This window comes from Streptomyces sp. NBC_01485 (assembly GCF_036227125.1).
Classification (GTDB): Bacteria; Actinomycetota; Actinomycetes; order Streptomycetales; family Streptomycetaceae; genus Streptomyces.
In genome coordinates, this window is the sequence record NZ_CP109435.1 from 6,064,394 (window position 1) to 6,080,477 (window position 16,084).

11 protein-coding genes and 1 pseudogene are annotated in these 16,084 nt (G+C 71.4%); 8 read left to right on the top strand and 4 right to left on the bottom strand.

All coding sequences use genetic code 11. The features are described 5' to 3' along the window. Positions 1-6: 6 nt before the first annotated feature. Together OG352_RS27575 and OG352_RS27580 are read right to left on the bottom strand one after the other, a co-directional pair. Positions 7-1,632 carry an N-acyl-D-amino-acid deacylase family protein gene (locus tag OG352_RS27575; protein WP_329220567.1) on the bottom strand — a complete coding sequence of 542 codons (1,626 nt, stop codon included), beginning with the start codon at positions 1,630-1,632 and terminating at the stop codon, positions 7-9. A 13-nt stretch (positions 1,633-1,645) separates the two neighbouring features. Then, positions 1,646-2,920 (bottom strand): amino acid deaminase, encoded by a 1,275-nt coding sequence (locus OG352_RS27580; RefSeq protein ID WP_329220568.1) that lies wholly within the window; start codon positions 2,918-2,920, stop codon positions 1,646-1,648. Positions 2,921-3,053: 133 nt separating this feature from the next. On the opposite strand from OG352_RS27580, the gene OG352_RS27585 reads away from it, so the two are divergent. The 5 genes and pseudogenes from OG352_RS27585 (at position 3,054) to OG352_RS27605 (ending at position 6,983) form a co-directional block, all read left to right on the top strand. Continuing rightward, entirely contained in the window at positions 3,054-4,199 is a 1,146-nt protein-coding gene (locus tag OG352_RS27585; protein ID WP_329220569.1) for a sugar kinase, read from the top strand. Then, complete coding sequence (locus OG352_RS27590) at positions 4,196-4,960, top strand: IclR family transcriptional regulator (protein WP_329220570.1); 765 nt, start codon at positions 4,196-4,198, stop codon at positions 4,958-4,960. The genes OG352_RS27585 and OG352_RS27590 overlap by 4 nt, the downstream gene beginning before the upstream one ends. After that, positions 4,957-5,361 (top strand): RidA family protein, encoded by a 405-nt coding sequence (locus tag OG352_RS27595; protein WP_329220571.1) that lies wholly within the window; start codon positions 4,957-4,959, stop codon positions 5,359-5,361. The genes OG352_RS27590 and OG352_RS27595 overlap by 4 nt, the downstream gene beginning before the upstream one ends. A 173-nt stretch (positions 5,362-5,534) precedes the next feature. Then, positions 5,535-6,294, top strand: a pseudogene (locus OG352_RS27600) (GntT/GntP/DsdX family permease). A gap of 53 nt (positions 6,295-6,347) precedes the next feature. Then, positions 6,348-6,983, top strand: coding sequence for a hypothetical protein (locus OG352_RS27605; RefSeq protein ID WP_329220572.1), 636 nt, complete (start codon positions 6,348-6,350; stop codon positions 6,981-6,983). Between the two features lie 12 nt (positions 6,984-6,995). Here OG352_RS27605 and OG352_RS27610 read toward each other — a convergent pair whose 3' ends face one another. Further along, positions 6,996-8,366 carry a M14 family metallopeptidase gene (locus OG352_RS27610; RefSeq protein WP_329220573.1) on the bottom strand — a complete coding sequence of 457 codons (1,371 nt, stop codon included), beginning with the start codon at positions 8,364-8,366 and terminating at the stop codon, positions 6,996-6,998. 368 nt (positions 8,367-8,734) lie between these two features. Here OG352_RS27610 and OG352_RS27615 point away from each other — a divergent pair, with 368 nt between their 5' ends. The 3 genes from OG352_RS27615 to OG352_RS27625 all read left to right on the top strand — a co-directional run bounded on the left by OG352_RS27615 (position 8,735) and on the right by OG352_RS27625 (position 11,947). Then, positions 8,735-9,778: an MEDS domain-containing protein gene (locus OG352_RS27615; protein WP_329220574.1), complete on the top strand. Its 1,044-nt coding sequence runs from the start codon at positions 8,735-8,737 to the stop codon at positions 9,776-9,778. A gap of 111 nt (positions 9,779-9,889) precedes the next feature. After that, positions 9,890-11,239 (top strand): Nramp family divalent metal transporter, encoded by a 1,350-nt coding sequence (locus tag OG352_RS27620; protein ID WP_329220575.1) that lies wholly within the window; start codon positions 9,890-9,892, stop codon positions 11,237-11,239. Between the two features lie 117 nt (positions 11,240-11,356). Beyond that, positions 11,357-11,947 (top strand): isochorismatase family protein, encoded by a 591-nt coding sequence (locus tag OG352_RS27625; protein ID WP_329220577.1) that lies wholly within the window; start codon positions 11,357-11,359, stop codon positions 11,945-11,947. A gap of 449 nt (positions 11,948-12,396) precedes the next feature. On the opposite strand, the gene fxsT is transcribed toward OG352_RS27625, so the two are convergent. Beyond that, positions 12,397-16,065 (bottom strand): FxSxx-COOH system tetratricopeptide repeat protein, encoded by a 3,669-nt coding sequence (gene fxsT / locus OG352_RS27630; protein WP_329220579.1) that lies wholly within the window; start codon positions 16,063-16,065, stop codon positions 12,397-12,399. Positions 16,066-16,084 lie beyond the last annotated feature (19 nt).

The window sequence follows — 16,084 nt, forward strand, 5'->3', positions numbered from 1 at the left end:
GGTCCGTCACATGGGACTGCGACGGACCGCCCGCCCCGCCAGTACGTCCGTCCGCCGGCCGTCCTCGATCACGAAACGGCCGTCGATCAGGACGTGCGGGATGCCCGTGGGGAGCGTGCGGGGGGCTTCGTACGTCGCACCCGCCGCCACCGTTCCCGCGTCGAACAGGACCAGATCCGCCCGGTAGCCCTCGCGGATCAGGCCCCGGTCCGGCAGGCGGAGGCGGGTCGCCGGGCGGCCGGTCAGGTGGGACACGCATTCCTCCAGGGAGAGGATCCCCAACTCCCTTACGTAGTGGCCGAGATAGCGCGGGAACGTGCCGTACGCGCGCGGGTGGGGTTTCGCGCCCCGCAGGACGCCGTCCGAGCCGCCCGTGTGGACGCGGTGGCGCATGATCGTGCGGACGTTCTCCTCGTGGCCCACGTGCTGGAGGATCGTGGAGGACAGCCGGTCCTCCAGGAGCAGGCGGCGGGCCGTCGTCCAAGGGGTCTCGCCGCGCAGTCGCGCCGACTGCTGGATCGTGCGGCCGACGTGGGCCGCCAGGCGTTCGTCGCCTACGCCCGAGATCTCGATCGTGGCCCAGTCGACCGGCACGCCGTGGCAGCCGTCCGCGCCGGTCACCTCCAGGTCGTGGCGGATGCGGGCGGCCGTGTCGTCGTCCGCGAGGCGGCGCAGGATCTCCTGCGGGCCGCCCTCGCTCGCCCAACTCGGCAGCAGCGCCGCGAGAGTTGTGCAGCCCGGGGTGTAGGGGTAGGTGTCGAGGGTGATGTCGGCGCCGGAGGCGAGTGCCTCGTCCAGGAGGGTCAGCAGCTCGGGCGCCCGGCCCTCGTTCACGCCGAAGTTCATGGTGGCGTGGGCGAGATGGAGCGGGCAGCCCGCCTTGCGCGTCAGCTCGACCATCTCCGCGTACGCCTCCAGCGCGCCCGCTCCGTAACTGCGGTGGTGGGGGCAGTAGTAGCCGCCGTAGCGCGCCACCACCAGGCAGAGTTCGGTGAGTTCGGAGTCCTGCGCGTACATGCCGGGCGTGTAGGTCAGGCCGGACGACAGGCCCACCGCGCCCTGTTGCAGCCCCTCCGCCACCAACTGCCGCATCCGGTCCAGCTCTTGGGGTGTGGCCGGGCGGTCCTCCCAGCCGACGGCCAGGGCGCGGACCGTGCCCTGAGGGATCAGATACGCCGCGTTGACGGCGATGCCCCCGCCGTCGAAACCTTGGTCCAGGCGGTCCAGGTACTCGCCCACCGAACGCCAGTCGAAGTCGAGTTCGTCGCCGTACCCGTTCCAGCCGGCGATGGCCCGGCGGACCTCCTCCAGGGTGCGGTCGTCGGCCGGGGCGTACGACAGCCCGTCCTGGCCGAGGACTTCGAGGGTCACCCCCTGCGCGGCCTTCGCGCTGTGGTCGGGGTCGCGCAGGAGAGCGAGGTCGCTGTGGGCGTGCATGTCGATGAAGCCGGGGGAGAGGGTCAGGCCCTCCGCGTCCAACTCCCGCACGGCCTTCGGGCGTTGGCAGCCCGCCGCGGCCGCCTCCTTGACGATCGCGACGATCCTGCCGTCGTCGATCAGCACGTCCGCGCGGTAGGAGTCCGCGCCGGTGCCGTCGACGACGTCCGCGTCCCGGATGACCAGGTCTTCCACGGTCCCGACTCCCCTAGAAGAAGGTACGGATGTAGTCGACGACCGTGCCGTCCGCCTCGGCCAGCGGGATCAGCGGCCACTTGTCGAAGGACGTGCACGGATGGGACAGGCCCAGGCCGACCCAGTCGCCGACCTGGAGGTCCGCCTCGTCCGTCGTGCGCAGCCAGGCGTGCTGGTCGGAGAGCGCGGTCACCGAGACGCCGGTGGCGGGGCGTTCCGTGCCGCCCCGGCGGACCGCCTGGGCGAAGGGCAGGTCGAGGTCGTAGGCCGCGTCCCGCTTGCCCGCGTTGACGAACGCCTGGTCGGGGGAGGGACGGGAGACGACCTGCGTCCAGAGGCGGAACGCCGGCTCCAACGCGCCTTCCTCGGGGACCCGGTTGAACGGCGTCAGCTTGCGGTAGTGGCCGTCGTCGTGCGAGACGTACGCGCCCGAGCGCAGCAACTTCAGTACGGGGAGGGAGAGTTCGGGGATCTCGGCGAAGACGTCGGCAACCGCGTCGAACCAGGCGCTGCCGCCCGCGCTGACCACGACCTCGTGCGCACCGGCGAACCGCCCGGCCTTGTCGAAGTCGACGGCGAGGTCGACCAGCCGGCGCAGCCAGGCCCGCACCCGCTCCGGGTCGGCCCGCGGGACCTCGCCCTCGTAGCCCGCGACCCCGACCAGTCGCAGGGTCGGCGCGGCGGCCACCGCGTCCGCGACCGCCGCGCACTCCGCCTCCGTACGGACGCCGGTGCGGGCGCCTTCGCCGGCGGCCAGTTCGACGACGACGTCCAGGGGGCGGCGCGCGCCGTGCAGGGCGGCTTCCATGAGTTCGACGCCGTGTACCGAGTCGACGTAGCAGGTGAGGCGGAATTCGTCGTCGGAGTCGAGTTCGGCGGAGAGCCAGCGCAGGGCCGCCGGGTCCACGACCTCGTTGGCGAGGAACACCCGCTGGACGCCGTACGCCCGCGCCACCCGCACCTGGTGCGGGACGGCGAGGGTGATGCCCACGGCGCCGCGGTCGATCTGGCGCTGGAAGAGCTGCGGGGCCATGGAGGTCTTGCCGTGCGGGGCGAAGGCGAGGCCGTGGCGGGTCGCGTAGGTCTCCATGAGCGCGAGGTTGTGCTCCAGGCGCTCGGCGGAGAGGGCCAGGACGGGGGTGGTGAAGCCGCCGGTGAAGAGGTTGCGGCGCTGCGCGGCCAGCTCGCCGACGGTGAGGCCGTCGGCGTCCGGGGGGAGGCCCTTGAAGCGGTGGTCGACGCGTTCCGCGGCCAGTCGGGCGAGCGCCCCGCGTGCCTCGGTCCTCATGGAACCTCCCTGATCAGGAGCGTTGCGATATGTGCAACGTCCATTGCGTATGTCGCTGACTGCTGTCTAACATCTCGGCCACGCGGGGTCAACGGAGCCGCCGACCCGCACCAGCACGGGAGTTACGAGGATCGTGACCGTCACCGGACCCTGCAACGCCTCCGACGCCCCGGACGTCGTGAACGTTGTGGACGTCGTCGCGCTCGGCGAGTCCATGGTGACCTTCCTGCCCTCCCGGCCCGGCCGCCTCGCCGACGTGCCGTCCTTCGACCGGGGCATCGGCGGCGCGGAGTCCAACGTGGCCTGCGCGCTGGCGGCGGCCGGACACACGGTGCGCTGGGTCAGCCGGGTCGGGGCGGACGGCTTCGGCGACCACCTCGTCGAGACCATCGGCTCGTACGGCGTGGACGTGGCCTCCGTACGCCGGGACCCCGCCCGCCCGACCGGCGTCTACTTCCGCACCGCCGCCGACCGGGCCACCGACGCGCACGAGGTCGCCTACTACCGCGCCGGATCGGCCGCCTCCGTCATGGCGGTGGGCAATGTGGACCTGGCGGCGGTGCGGGCGGGGCGGGTGCTGCACCTGACCGGCATCACGGCGGCCCTCTCCGGGGACTGCCTGGGCCTCCTGCGGGAGCTGACGGCCCCCCGGCCGGGACGCCCGCTGATCTCCTTCGACGTCAACCACCGGCCGGGGCTGTGGCGCGAGACCGACGGTCCGCACGTGCTTCTGGAGCTGGCACGCGCTGCGGACGTCGTGTTCGTGGGGGAGGACGAGGCGGCGGAGGCGTGGGGGGTCACGGGCGGGCCGACGGCGATCAGGGAGGTACTGCCGGAGCCGGGCATGCTGGTGGTGAAGCAGGGGGCACGGGGGGCGACGGCGTTCGACGGCGAGCGCGACGGGGGCCGCGCGCACCGGCTTCGGCCCGCGGCGCCGGTTCCGGGTCCCGCACAGCCGACGGCCACCACGGCCACCACGGCCACCTTCGTATCCGCCCCGACGGTCCAGGTCAGCGCAGCTGTCGGCGCCGGGGACGCCTTCGCCGCCGGGTTCCTGTCCGCCACCCTGCGCGGACTGCCCGTGCGCGACCGGCTGCGCCACGGTCACCTGATGGCGGCCGCCGCCCTGACCGCCCCCGGCGACCTCGCCGTGCCCCCGACCCGCGCGCACGCCGACCGGCTGGCCGCTCTCGACGACCGGGCGTGGGGGACACTTCGACTCGGCCCTGGCTGGATCCAGGCACTTGAGGGGGCCGACGAGGAGGTACGCACGCCATGAGCCAGACCGTCGACCGCGCCCTGAGCATCCTGCCGCTGCTCGCGGAGGGACCCGCCGACCTCGGACAGGTCGCCGACCGCCTCGGCGTGCACAAGTCGACGGCCCTGCGGCTGCTGCGCACCCTCCACGGACACGGCATGGTCTACCGCCAGTCCGACCAGCGCTACCGGCTCGGCGCCCGCCTCTTCGCCCTCGCCCAGGAGGCGATGGAGAACCTCGACATCCGCGAGATCGCCCACCCCCACCTCGTCCGCCTGAACGAGACCTGCGGACACACCGTCCACCTCGCCGTCCACGAGGAGGGCGAGGTCCTCTACATCGACAAGGTGGAGAGCCGCTACCCGGTGCGCATGTACTCGCGGATCGGGAAGCCGGTGGCCATCACCGTCGCCGCCGTGGCGAAACTCCTCCTCGCCGATCTCCCGGAGGGCGAGCGCCGGGTGCTCGCCGACAAGCTCGACTACCCCCTCTACACGGCCCGTTCCACCCCCAACGCCCCCGCTTTCCTGCGGGAGTTGGAGAAGGTGCGCGAACAGGGCTGGGCCACCGACCTCGGTGGTCACGAGGAGTCCATCAACTGCGCCGCCGCGCCGATCCGGGGCGCCGACGGCCGGGTGGTCGCCGCGATGTCGGTCTCCGCGCCGAACGTCGTCGTCACCGCCGACGAACTCCTCACCCTGCTCCCGCTGGTGCGCCGCACGGCCGACGCCATCAGCGGCGAGTACTCCGGCCGGACACCGATCAAGGAAGCCACCTCATGACCGAGAAGACCGCGCTCACCCCGAAGACCCACACCACCCCGCCCGCGAAGTTCTCGCACGGTGTCCGCAAGGGCAACATCCTCCAGGTCGCGGGCCAGGTCGGCTTCCTGCCCGCCGAGGAGGGCAGGCCCCCGACGCCCGCCGGCCCCACCCTGCGCGAGCAGACCCTCCAGACCCTCGCCAACGTCAAGGCGATCCTGGAGGAGGGCGGCGCGTCCTGGGAGGACGTGATGATGATCCGCGTCTATCTGACGGACACCGGGCACTTCGCCGAGTTCAACGAGATCTACAACCAGTACTTCGAGCACCTCACCGAGGTGCCCGCCGCCCGTACGACCGTCTACGTCGGCCTGCCCGCCGGGCTGCTCATCGAGATCGACGCGCTGGCCGTCCTGGGCTGATCCGTCGCTGACGGTTCAGCAACGCCGCAATTCCCGTAATTCCGGTAATCCCCTCAATTTACGCAATTCCCTCAACTCCCGCACACCGTACGACGGTAGGGCGCCCTCTGTGGTGCCGTGCCGCGCTCACCCCTGCCCGAGAGCACCAGTGAACCCACACCGAGGACCCCCACATGCCCACGCCACCCCACACCGGCGGACTGCTCCTGCTCGTCGACGGCACGGCCGGCCTCCTGACGGTCGCCGCGCTCGGCACAGCCCTGCTCCTCTTCCTGATCATCACGGTCAGGATCCAGCCCTTCGTGGCCCTCCTCGCGGTCTCCATGGCCGTCGGCCTGCTGGCCGGCCTGTCGGTGACCGAACTCTTCGGCACCGTCCAGCGTTCGGACGCCGTCTCCACCATCGAGTCCGGCATGGGCGGCATCCTCGGCCATGTCGCGATCATCATCGGCCTGGGCACGATGCTCGGCGCGGTCCTCGAAGTCAGCGGCGGGGCAGAGGTGCCGGCCTCCCGGCTGCTGGGACTCTTCGGCACCAGCGGGGTGCCGATGATGCCGACGACCGTGCCGAGCGGCACCGGGTCCTCGCGCGGGGCCTGGCCTACCTGATCTCGGTGGTGCTGCGGGTCGCCCAGGGCTCGGCTACGGTGGCGATCGTGACGACGGCGGGCATCGTGGCGCCGCTGCTCGCCGGGGGCGACCACTCGCAGGCCTTCGTGGCGCTCGTCATCATGGCCGTCTCGGCGGGCTCGATCTTCGCCTCGCACGTCAACGACGGCGCCCGCGCGCGGAGCGCGCTGATGGATGCGGCTGGATGGTGGCCAAGTACTTCGGCATCACCGAGCGCGACACCCTCAGGACGTGGACCGTGCTGGAGACGGTGCTGTCGGTGGCGGGCTTCGTGATGGCGGCCGTATTGAGCTTCTTCGTATAACGAAGTCGGTTCCGGCTGTGCCCGGCACAGGATCTTCGACCATACTTCGCGCTGTGGAGCAGCGTATAGGTTCGAGCAGCCAGCCCCTGGAGGGCGAGCCCCTGAAGGGCGCCGGATTCGACCCGGCCTTCATCCCCGGGCTCACGACGCCCCCGAACGCGGAACCGGAGGACGCCAAGCCGGCCAAGAAGGCCGGGGAGGCGGACGACGTGGACGAGGCCGAGGCGTCCGACGTTTCCGATGACCGGGTCGTCGAGAAGGCGGAGGACGCGTCTTCGGAGGAGTCCGCCGGGGACGAGACCGCCGAGGACGAGTCCGAGCCCGTCGACGGTCCCGTCTTCGAGGCCTCCGACCGCCGGGCGCGGATCGCCGCCGACGCCAAGGGCGTCCGGCTCCGCCTCGACGAGGAGGCGTGCGAGTTCCGCTGGGACGAGATCGGCGCGATCGAGACGGAGACGCCGCGCTTCGGCAAGCGGTACACCATCACGGTGCACACGCCTGACCGCCGCTGGTACCCGATCGAGATCGAGGCGACGGCCAGGGCGCGCTTCAAGGAGTGGGACGAGCAGTTGGACGCGGTCCTCGACGCCTACTTCGACGACGAGGCCGAAGCCGAAGCCGAAGAAGCGGGTGCCGAGGTCAAGGAAGCCGAGGTCAAGGGCGCCGAGGCGGCCAAGGACGACGACTAGCCGCAGTACCGGCTAGCTGCAGTACTGGGTGGCCTTCCCGATCGCCCGGTACATACAGTCCGCGTTCTCGAGAAGCTGAAGCACCGCGTCCCGGTTACGGGAAGTCTCCCGCTCGATGACCTCGTCGGGCGGGTAGAACCCACCCCCGGAGCTGGACGACGGATACATCTCGAACGTGAAGTCGAAGATCTTGTGCGTGCCCCAGAGGTAGTCGTCGATCGACCCGTCCGTGATGTACAGGTCGCTGGACTGCTCCGCGGTGTACCCGTTGCTCGCGGCCAGCTTCCGCCCGACGGCCTTGAACGCGGCGTTGTCGTCCGCGGTCATGTCGGACGCCGTGTCCGCGTAGGTGTACCCGAGCGGCCACAGCACCAGCTCGCTGTACGTGTGGAAGTCGATCCCGGCGGTGATCTGCTGCTTCCCGCCCACGACCCGGCTGCGTACGAAGTCGGCGACGACCTTCACCTCGGGCGCCGACTCGGCGGACGCGCCCCGGTAGGTCTCCGACGAGGTCGACCCCGAAGAGCCGCCGCAGCAGCCCCACTTGTAGCCCCAGTTCCGGTTGAGGTCCGTACCGACGGACGAGGAACCGGAGTTGGGCTGCCGGTTCTTGCGCCACGAGCGGTAGGAGCCGGTGGCGATGTCGTACTCGCCGCCGTCCGGGTTGAGGTCCGGGACGATCCAGATCTCGCGCCCGTCGACCATGCTGGTGACGCGGGAGTCGGAGCCGTAGCCTGCGCCCAACTCGCGGATCAGGTACAGCGCCATCTCCACCGTCATGTGCTCACGGGCGTGCTGGTGATGCGTGAACAGCACCTCCGGCTCGGCCTCGTCGGTGCCGACGTTGTCGCTGATCTTCACGGCCACGATGTCCCGGCCGCCGTACGACTTGCCGATGACCCGCTTGCTCATGATGCCCGGGTAGGCGGCGATGCGCTGGTCGATCTCCGCCGTCATCTCGGCGTAGTTGTGGTACTTCGAGTCGGCGGACGGGAAGTCGTAGAGCCGTACCTCGTCCTCGGCGACGCGGTCGGGCGCGGAGCCCAGCGGGGAGACCTCGTACCCCTGCGAGCGCAGCTTCTTGATCTGCTCCGCGCGTCCGGAGACCACCACGGTCTCCTCGTCGGCCTCGTCGACGCTCACTCCCGACGCGGCGATCGCGGTGCGCACGGCGGAGGTGCTGTGGGCGACGTGGATCTCGTACTGGCGGATGTCGTCGGCGGAGGACGCCGCCTTCGGGGCGCTGCCCGCCGCCGCGTCGGTGACCGTCGCGGAGAGGGGGGCCGCGAGGGCGAGGGCCAGCAGGGTGGCGAGAGCGGCGGTTCGTCTGCCGCCACGGGCGCCACCGGCACCGGAGCCTGAGCCGCGAATGCGAAGTCGCATGAACTCTCCTTGTGGGGAGTGGGGAGTGGGGAGTGGGGAGTGGGGAGTGGGGGGCTGCGCGCTTGCTGAGTGCGGTGCGGCGGTGCGGGTGCCGCTCATCGTCGACTTGTGGCATGAGCAGGTCAAGAGACGATAAAGGGACGGATGGCCGGAATCATGCGCAACGGTGAGCGGTGAGCGGTCGGCCGCGCAGTGTAGTCACGGTCGCATCTCCGGAAGCGATCCCCGGCGAAGTACACCCACGCGTGTGAGGCAGGGGCGCATATGTGCAGCCCTGGGGGAAGGCTGAGGGTTCGCGCAGGACCTGGCTGATCATGGGCGGACCTGCCGGCCCACCCGACCGACCGCCGATGGGGGACCCCGGACCCATGACCGCCCAACCCGCCCGATCCATCGAGCCCGTCCCGCCCATCGAGCCCGTCCAGTCCGTCCAGTCCGTTCAGTCCGTTCAGTCCGTTCAGTCCGTCCAGCCCATCCCGTGCGCCGCCACCACCCCAGGGGCGTTCGACCACCGCATGTCCGTCGCCGCCACGGACGAGGCGTTCCTCGCCGCCGCCCTCCCCTTCCTGGCCGAGGGTCTGGCCGCCCCCGACGAGCCCGCGCCCGTCGCCATCGCCGCCCCCGGCAAACTGGACCTCCTGCGCGACGTACTCGGCGCGGACGCGAAGGACGTCGGCCTCGTCCCGCACGCCGACTGGTACACCGGCTCCGCCGCCAACGCCGTCGCCCGCCTGGCCGGCCACCTCGCCGCGCACGCCGGTCCCGGTGGTCCGGGGAGCGGCCGGCTCCGCCTCCTCATGGAGCCGGTGTGGAACGGCAGGGCGGGCCGCTCCCCGCGCGAGAGCGCCGAGTGGATCCGCTACGAGGCCCTCGCCAACCTCGTCTTCGCCCCGACGGCGACCACGGCGATGTGCGTCTACGACACCCGCACCGCCGGTTCCGCCCTCATCGAGGCGGCCCGCCGCGCCCACCCGGGCACCGGCGTGTACGCGGCCCCCGCACTCCTCGCCGCCGAACTGGACGCCGTTCCGCTGCCCCCGACCCCCGCCGACGCCGTGCGCCTCGCCGACCCCGCCCCGGACGCCGTCCGCGCCTGGGCGACCGGCCGTGGACTGGGCGACGCCGACGCGGAGTTGTTCGCCACGGCCGTCGCGGAGGCGGCCTCCCTCGCACCGGTCACCGGCGCGCTGCTGTGGGGCGAGGCCCCCGGCTGCGTCTGCGAACTGCTCCTGGCCCACCGCCTCGACGACCCCCTCACCGGCTTCGTCCCGCCCCCGACCACCGAGTTGGCCCCCGGCCAGGGGCTGTGGTTCGCCCGCCAGGTATGCGCGTACGTGGACGTCCGCAGGGCAGGCACGGGCCTCGACGGCGACACCGGCGCCGGGACGACCGTACGACTGCAGTACGCGTGAGTCCGAACGCGGCGGCCGGGCGGCGTACGTGACGGCGGCAGGTGAGCACATCGGGTGGAGATCGTGTACGCCCTCTTGCCGGACCGGCCGCTTTAGGCTTTCTTGACCTTCATGGCGGACACCACGGGAAACCCCACGGACACCGGCACCGGGGCAGCGCCCGGTATCGACAACGCAGCTCCACGCAAGTCCAGTTGGAAGTACATCGGCCCCGGCATCGTGGTCGCGGCGACCGGCGTCGGCGCCGGGGACCTGGTGGCCACCCTCATCGCCGGGAGCAACTTCGGCTACACCCTGCTCTGGGCGGCGGTCGTCGGCTGCCTGGTGAAGATCTCCCTCGCGGAGGCGGCCGGCCGCTGGCACCTCTCCACCGGCCGCACGCTCTTCGACGGCTGGGCGAGCCTGGGGCGTTGGACGACGTGGTTCTTCGTCGTCTACGTGGTCGTCTGGGGCTTCGTCTACGGCGCGGCGGCGATGTCGTCGAGCGCGCTGCCGCTCCAGGCGCTGTTCCCGGACGTGATGGACCTCAAGCTGTGGGCCGTCGCCTGCGGGCTGGTGGGCCTGGTGTTCGTCTGGTTCAACAAGTACGCCGTCTTCGAGAAGGTCATGACGGTCCTGGTGGGCGTCATGTTCGTGGTGACGGTGTACCTGGCGATCCGGGTCACCCCCAACCTCGGCGACGCCTTCGCCGGCCTCCTCCCGGTCCTGCCGGACGAGAAGGACTCCGTCCTCAACACCCTCGGCCTGATCGGCGGCGTCGGCGGCACGATCACGCTGGCCGCGTACGGCTACTGGGTCAACGCCAAGGGCTGGACGAACACCGGCTGGATGAAGGTCATGCGGCTCGACAACCGGGTCGCGTACATCACCACCGGCATCTTCGTCGTCGCGATGCTCTTCGTCGGCGCGGAACTGCTGCACTCCGCGAACGTGGCGATCGCGAGCGGCGACAAGGGGCTCATCCAGTTGAGCGACATCCTGGAGGCGGAGTACGGCGCGGCGACGGCCAAGTTCTTCCTGATCGGCTTCTTCGCCACCTCCTTCACCTCCCTGATCGGCGTCTGGCACGGCGTGAGCCTGATGTTCGCCGACTTCGTGTCCCGCTACCGCGACCGCGACCGGGACGGGCCGGCGGGCGAGGGGAGCGGCGCCGAGGTCGCCTCCGGCGAGCGGGAACGCTCCTGGCCCTTCCGGGCGTACCTGCTGTGGCTGACCTTCCCGCCGATCGTGCTGCTCTTCCAGGGCCAGCCGTTCCGCCTGATCATCCTGTACGGCGTGCTCGGCGCGGCCTTCCTGCCGTTCCTGGCGGGAACGCTGCTGTGGCTGCTCAACTCCTCCCGCACACCCAGGGAGTGGCGCAACGGACCGCTGAGCAACGCGATGCTGGTGCTGGCGGGGCTGCTGTTCCTGGTGCTGTGCGTGAAGCAGGTCTGGGACCAGCCGTGGGCGGAGTTCTTCTGACCGCGGCTGATCCCGGCACGTTCTTCCGGCCACTCCGGGCCGGGCGAGTCGCGCAATGGTTCGAGTTTCGCAAGTGCCTCTCCTAGGCTGCTGATCCCCTAGGAGAGGTACCCGGCCGTGGCTGTGACCGTGCTGGACGACAAGACCGCGCTCGTGCTGATCGACCTCCAGACCAGCACGCTCGCCGCCGCCGCGAGGCCGTACCCGACGGTGGACGTGGTGGCCCGTGCCGCCGAACTCGCCGACGCCTTCCGCGCCGCCGGCGCCCCCGTGGTGCTGGTGCGCACGGCCACCTCGCCCGACGGCGCCGACGCCGTGCCCGGCCGCAGCGAGGCCGTACGACTGGCCGGCGGCCGCGCCCGCCCCTACGACCTGGGCCCCGTCGTCGAACCCCTCGCCGGCCACGACGGGGACGTCCTGGTGACCAAACGGAACTGGGGCGCCTTCCACGGCACCGACCTCGACGTACAACTGCGCCGCCGGGGCGTCACGCAGATCGTGCTCGGCGGCATCGCGACCAGCCTCGGCGTCGAGTCCACCGCCCGCGCCGCCCACGAGCACGGCTACCACCTCACGTTCGCGGTCGACGCGATGACCGACATCGACGAGGACGCGCACCGGCACAGCGTGTCGTACCTGTTCCCGCTGATCGGCGAGCCGGGCACGACGAAGGAGATCCTGGCCCTGCTGGCCGCCGCCCGAGCCTGAGCCCGAGGGCCAGTCCATCCGCGGTCCCCGGCCGTCAGTCCTCGGTGGCCCCCACCGGGGGCTGAGTGCGATGGCCCGCAGCTGCTCGATCGTGAGGGCGGGCTTCGCACGGGTCGCGGTGTTGTCCTGCTCGGCGGCGCTGAAGGCGCTGACGACGACCCGAAGCGGGACACGGATGTGGGCGCGGCTGCCGAGGGCGAGCACGGGGGCGTACTGGGCGACAGCGTCGTAGACTCGCATGCCGTCGCGGCTGCGACCCGGCTTCTGACACGGCGTTGTGAGACCAGCTTTTGGCACAGGCCGACCTGCGGGGACGTGATCACCGTCCGGTCACCGATGGCCGGTGTCACATCCGCACATGGGAGGAGTCGAACACCGCGCGCGACCAGACCAGTTTCTTCGCCACCCGCAGCTTCTTCAGCAGCACCAGGCGTTCGTCCCCAGTCACCTCAAGACCGTCGCCAGCGCGCCGCCAACGCGTTCCATACGGCGGCGCGATTTCTACGGGCTGCCCCCTTCATCGGGCGGTCGGTGCCGAGCGTCTGCTCGGTGTCGGTGACATTCCGTCCGTACGCGGCGACGACTCGGCCCGGATCCTCCGCCGCCTGATGGGCGGCGGCGAGGTTGTTGCGGGCGGTCAGGGTGTCGGGGTGGTCGGCGCCGAGTACCCGCTCCCGGTCGGTGATGATCTGTTCCAGCAGGGGGATGGCCCGGCCCGGATCCCCCGCCGACAGGTACGCGTAGGCGAGGTTGTTGCGGGAGCCCAGCGTCATGGGGTCGTCGGTGCCGACCAGCCGCACCAGGTCGGTGATGGCCCGCTCCAGCAGGGGGATGGCCCGGGCCGGATGTCCCGTGGCCTGGTAGGCGGTGGCGAGGTTGTTGCGGGAGCCCAGCGTCAAGGGGTGGCCTTCACCCAGCACCCGGCACTGGTCGGTGAGGTTCTGCTCCAGCAGGGGGATGGCCCGGCCCGCATCCCCCGTCGACTGGAAGGCGTAGGCGAGGCTGCTGCGGCAGGTCAGGGTCTCGGGGTGTTCCTCACCAAGCAACCGCACCAGGTCGGTGAGGGTCTGTTCCAGCAGGGGGATGTCCGGGTCCACCTCCTCCGCCGACACGTAGACGGCGGCGAGCCTGTTGCGGAAGGCCAGGGTGTCTCGGGAGGCCAGTTCAGTGATGGCCTCCTCCAGCTCAGGGAGGGCCCGGCCCGGATCCCCCGCCAACCGGTGGGCGGTGGCGAGGTTGGTGAGGCAGTTCAGGGTCTCGGGGTGGTCCTCACCCAGCACCCGGCACTGGTCGGTGACGATCTGTTCGTACAGGGGGATGGCCTGGCCGACATCCCCGGCCAACAGGTGGGTGTAGGCCAGCATGCTGCGGACGGCCAGGGTGTCGGGGTGGTCGGCGCTGGCTACCCGCACCTGGGCGGCGAGCATCTGCTCCAGCAGGGGGACCGCCCCACCAGGATCCCCCGCCGACACGTAGGTGCCGGTGAGGTTGTTGCGGACGGCGAGGGTGTCGGGGTGGTCGGCGCCGAGTACTCGCACGCGGTCGGCGAGGGTCTGCTCCAGCAGGGGGACCGCCCGACCAGGAATCCCTGCGGCCCGGTAGGCGGTGGCGAGGTTGTTGCGGGAGTTCAGGGTGTCGGGGTGGTCGTCACCAAGCAGCCGCGCCCGGTCGGCGAGGTTCTGTTCCAGCAGGGGGACCGCCCGACCCACGTCCCCCGCGGCCTGGTAGGCGGTGGCGAGGTTGTTGCGGGAGTTCAGGGTGTCGGGGTGGTCGTCACCAAGCAGCCGCGCCCGGTCGGCGAGGTTCTGTTCCAGCAGGGGGACCGCCCGACCCACGTCCCCCGCGGCCTGGTAGGCGGTGGCGAGGTCGTTGCGGCAGGCCGGGGTGTCGGGGTGGTCGTCACCAAGCAACCGCACCCGGTGGGCGAGGGTCTGCTCCAGCAGGGGGACGGCCCGAGCGGGATTCCCCGCCGACACGTAGGCGCCGGCCAGGGCGTTGCGGGAGTTCAGGGTGTCGGGGTGGTCCTCACCCAGCACCCGCACCCGGTCGGCGAGGGTCTGCTCCAGCAGGGGGACGGCCCGAGCGGGATTCCCCGCCGACACGTAGGCGCCGGCCAGGGCGTTGAGGGAGTTCAGGGTGTTGGGGTGGTCCTCACCCAGCAACCGCGCCCGGTCGGCGAGGTTCTGCTTGAACAGGGGGAGGGCCCGGGCCGAATCCCCCGCCCGCTCGTAGGCTCTGGCGAGGTTGCCGCGGGAGGTCAGGGTGTCGGGGTGGTCGGTGCCGAGTACCCGCTCCCGGTCGGCGAGGTTCTGCTCCAGCAGGGGGATGGCCCGGCCCGGATACCCCGCCGAGTTGTAGGTGGTCGCGAGGTTGCCGCGGGAGGCCAGGGTGTCGGGGTGGGCCTCACCCAGCACCCGGCACTGGTCGGCGAGGGTCTGCTCCAGCAGGGGGATGGCCCGGCCCAGATCCCGCGCCGACACGTAGGCGGTGGCGAGGTTGTTGCGGGAGGCCAGGGTGTCGGGGTGGTCCTCACCCAGTAACCGCACCCGGTCGGCGAGGATCTGCTTGAACAGGGGGAGGGCCCGGCCCAGATCTCCCGCCGAGTCGTAAACGCCGGCGAGCCTGCTGCGGCAGGCCAGGGTGGCGGGGTGGTCCGCGCCCAGTTCCTGATGGCAACCGTCGTGTGCGCGGTGCAGGAGGGTGGTCGCGCGGGCCAGGCTTCCCTGGTTGTGGAGGAAGCTGCCCGATTGGGCCAGAACGAGAAGCGTGTCGATGGTGTCGGTGTCGGGGGTGGCATGGTCGGCCAGGGCGTCGATGTGCGGGGTCAGGCGTCGCCACGCGGTCCAGGTCCCCGGGTCCTCCGGGTCCTCGGGGTGGGCGGTTCTCAGCAGCGCGGCGGCCTGGTCGCGGGCCTGGGCGATCGCGGTGGGGAGGCGGTGCGGGTCGTCGGGGTCGGGGTTGCGGGTGACGGCTTGTACCAGGCGGTGGACTGCCAGACGGTCGAAGGTCTGTGGGTCGGTGCGGTCGGCCGGGGTGTAGGTGAGCATGTTGTAGGCGGCCAGCTTCCCGATCGCCTCGCCCAGGTCCGGCTGGGGGGCCAGGGGGTCGAGCAGACTGGTGGGGATCGCGTCGGGGGCGTACCACGCCAGTACCCGCAGGATTTCCCCGGCGAGCGGGGTGTTCTCGGTCAGCCGGTCCAGGGTGATGTGCCAGATCCGGGCGATCGTGCGCTCGGAGTCGGTGTCCTCGTCTCCGCGCGCGTACAGGGGGGCCGGGTGGTCGGCCAGCTGAGACAGATAGTCGCGGGCACCGGGTGGGTTCTGGGGCTGGTTCTGTGCGATGTATGCCCCGGCCTGGGCGATGGCCAGCGGCAGGTGCCCCAGTTCCTCGCAGAGCTCGGCGCCCCCGTCCAGGGTGTCGGGCGTGGTGCCGATGGTGGCGGCCAGCAGGGCGAGGGCCTCGTCCGGCTTGAGCACGCCCAAGCGTACGACCGTAGCGCCGATGAGGTTCCAGTTGATCGCCCTGCGGCTCGTGATCAGAAACCGGCCCGTCCCGGTGTCCAGATCGTTCAGCAGTGCGCTGATGTCGCCCCGGGCGTTGACGTTGTCCAATACCAGCAGCCATCCGTCGTGGGTGGCCAGCCACTCCTTCGCACGCTCGACCAGCACCTCGGAGGGCAGGACGGCGGACTTGGGTTGGGGGTCGAGTTTGTCAGCGAAGCCCTGCAGGCCCGCCTCGAGCTTGGTCGTGGTCTCGGCGCTGATCCACACCACCTGTGTGTACTTTCGCGCGTGCAGCCGCACATACTCGGCTGCCAGTGCGCTCTTGCCGATGCCCCCCAGGCCGTGCACCGCCTGCACCACCACCCCAGGCCCGCTGCTTGCCAGCGCACGCTCCAGACCGGCCAGCTCCTCGCCGCGTCCCACGAACCCCCAGACGCGGGCGGGGAGTCCCACGGGCCTGGCGGTCGCCGACAGTTCGGCGGCCGGTGTCAGTGGCCTCGGGGTCACGGTGGTGTGATGGACCGGCGAATTGTCCCCCGTGGTGATCGGCGCGTTGTTGTCACCGCCGATGGTGACCGACCGCTCACCCGGACACGCGCCCGGTTCCTGGGACACGGGGGCTTCTGGGTCGGAG

Coding starts and splice junctions, on each gene's coding strand:
- OG352_RS27620 (WP_329220575.1), top strand. CDS start 9,890: ATGGCGGACACCACGGGAAACCCCACGGACACCGGCACCGGGGCAGCG.
- OG352_RS27580 (WP_329220568.1), bottom strand. CDS start 2,920: ATGAGGACCGAGGCACGCGGGGCGCTCGCCCGACTGGCCGCGGAACGC.
- OG352_RS27595 (WP_329220571.1), top strand. CDS start 4,957: ATGACCGAGAAGACCGCGCTCACCCCGAAGACCCACACCACCCCGCCC.
- OG352_RS27615 (WP_329220574.1), top strand. CDS start 8,735: ATGACCGCCCAACCCGCCCGATCCATCGAGCCCGTCCCGCCCATCGAG.
- OG352_RS27590 (WP_329220570.1), top strand. CDS start 4,196: ATGAGCCAGACCGTCGACCGCGCCCTGAGCATCCTGCCGCTGCTCGCG.
- OG352_RS27610 (WP_329220573.1), bottom strand. CDS start 8,366: ATGCGACTTCGCATTCGCGGCTCAGGCTCCGGTGCCGGTGGCGCCCGT.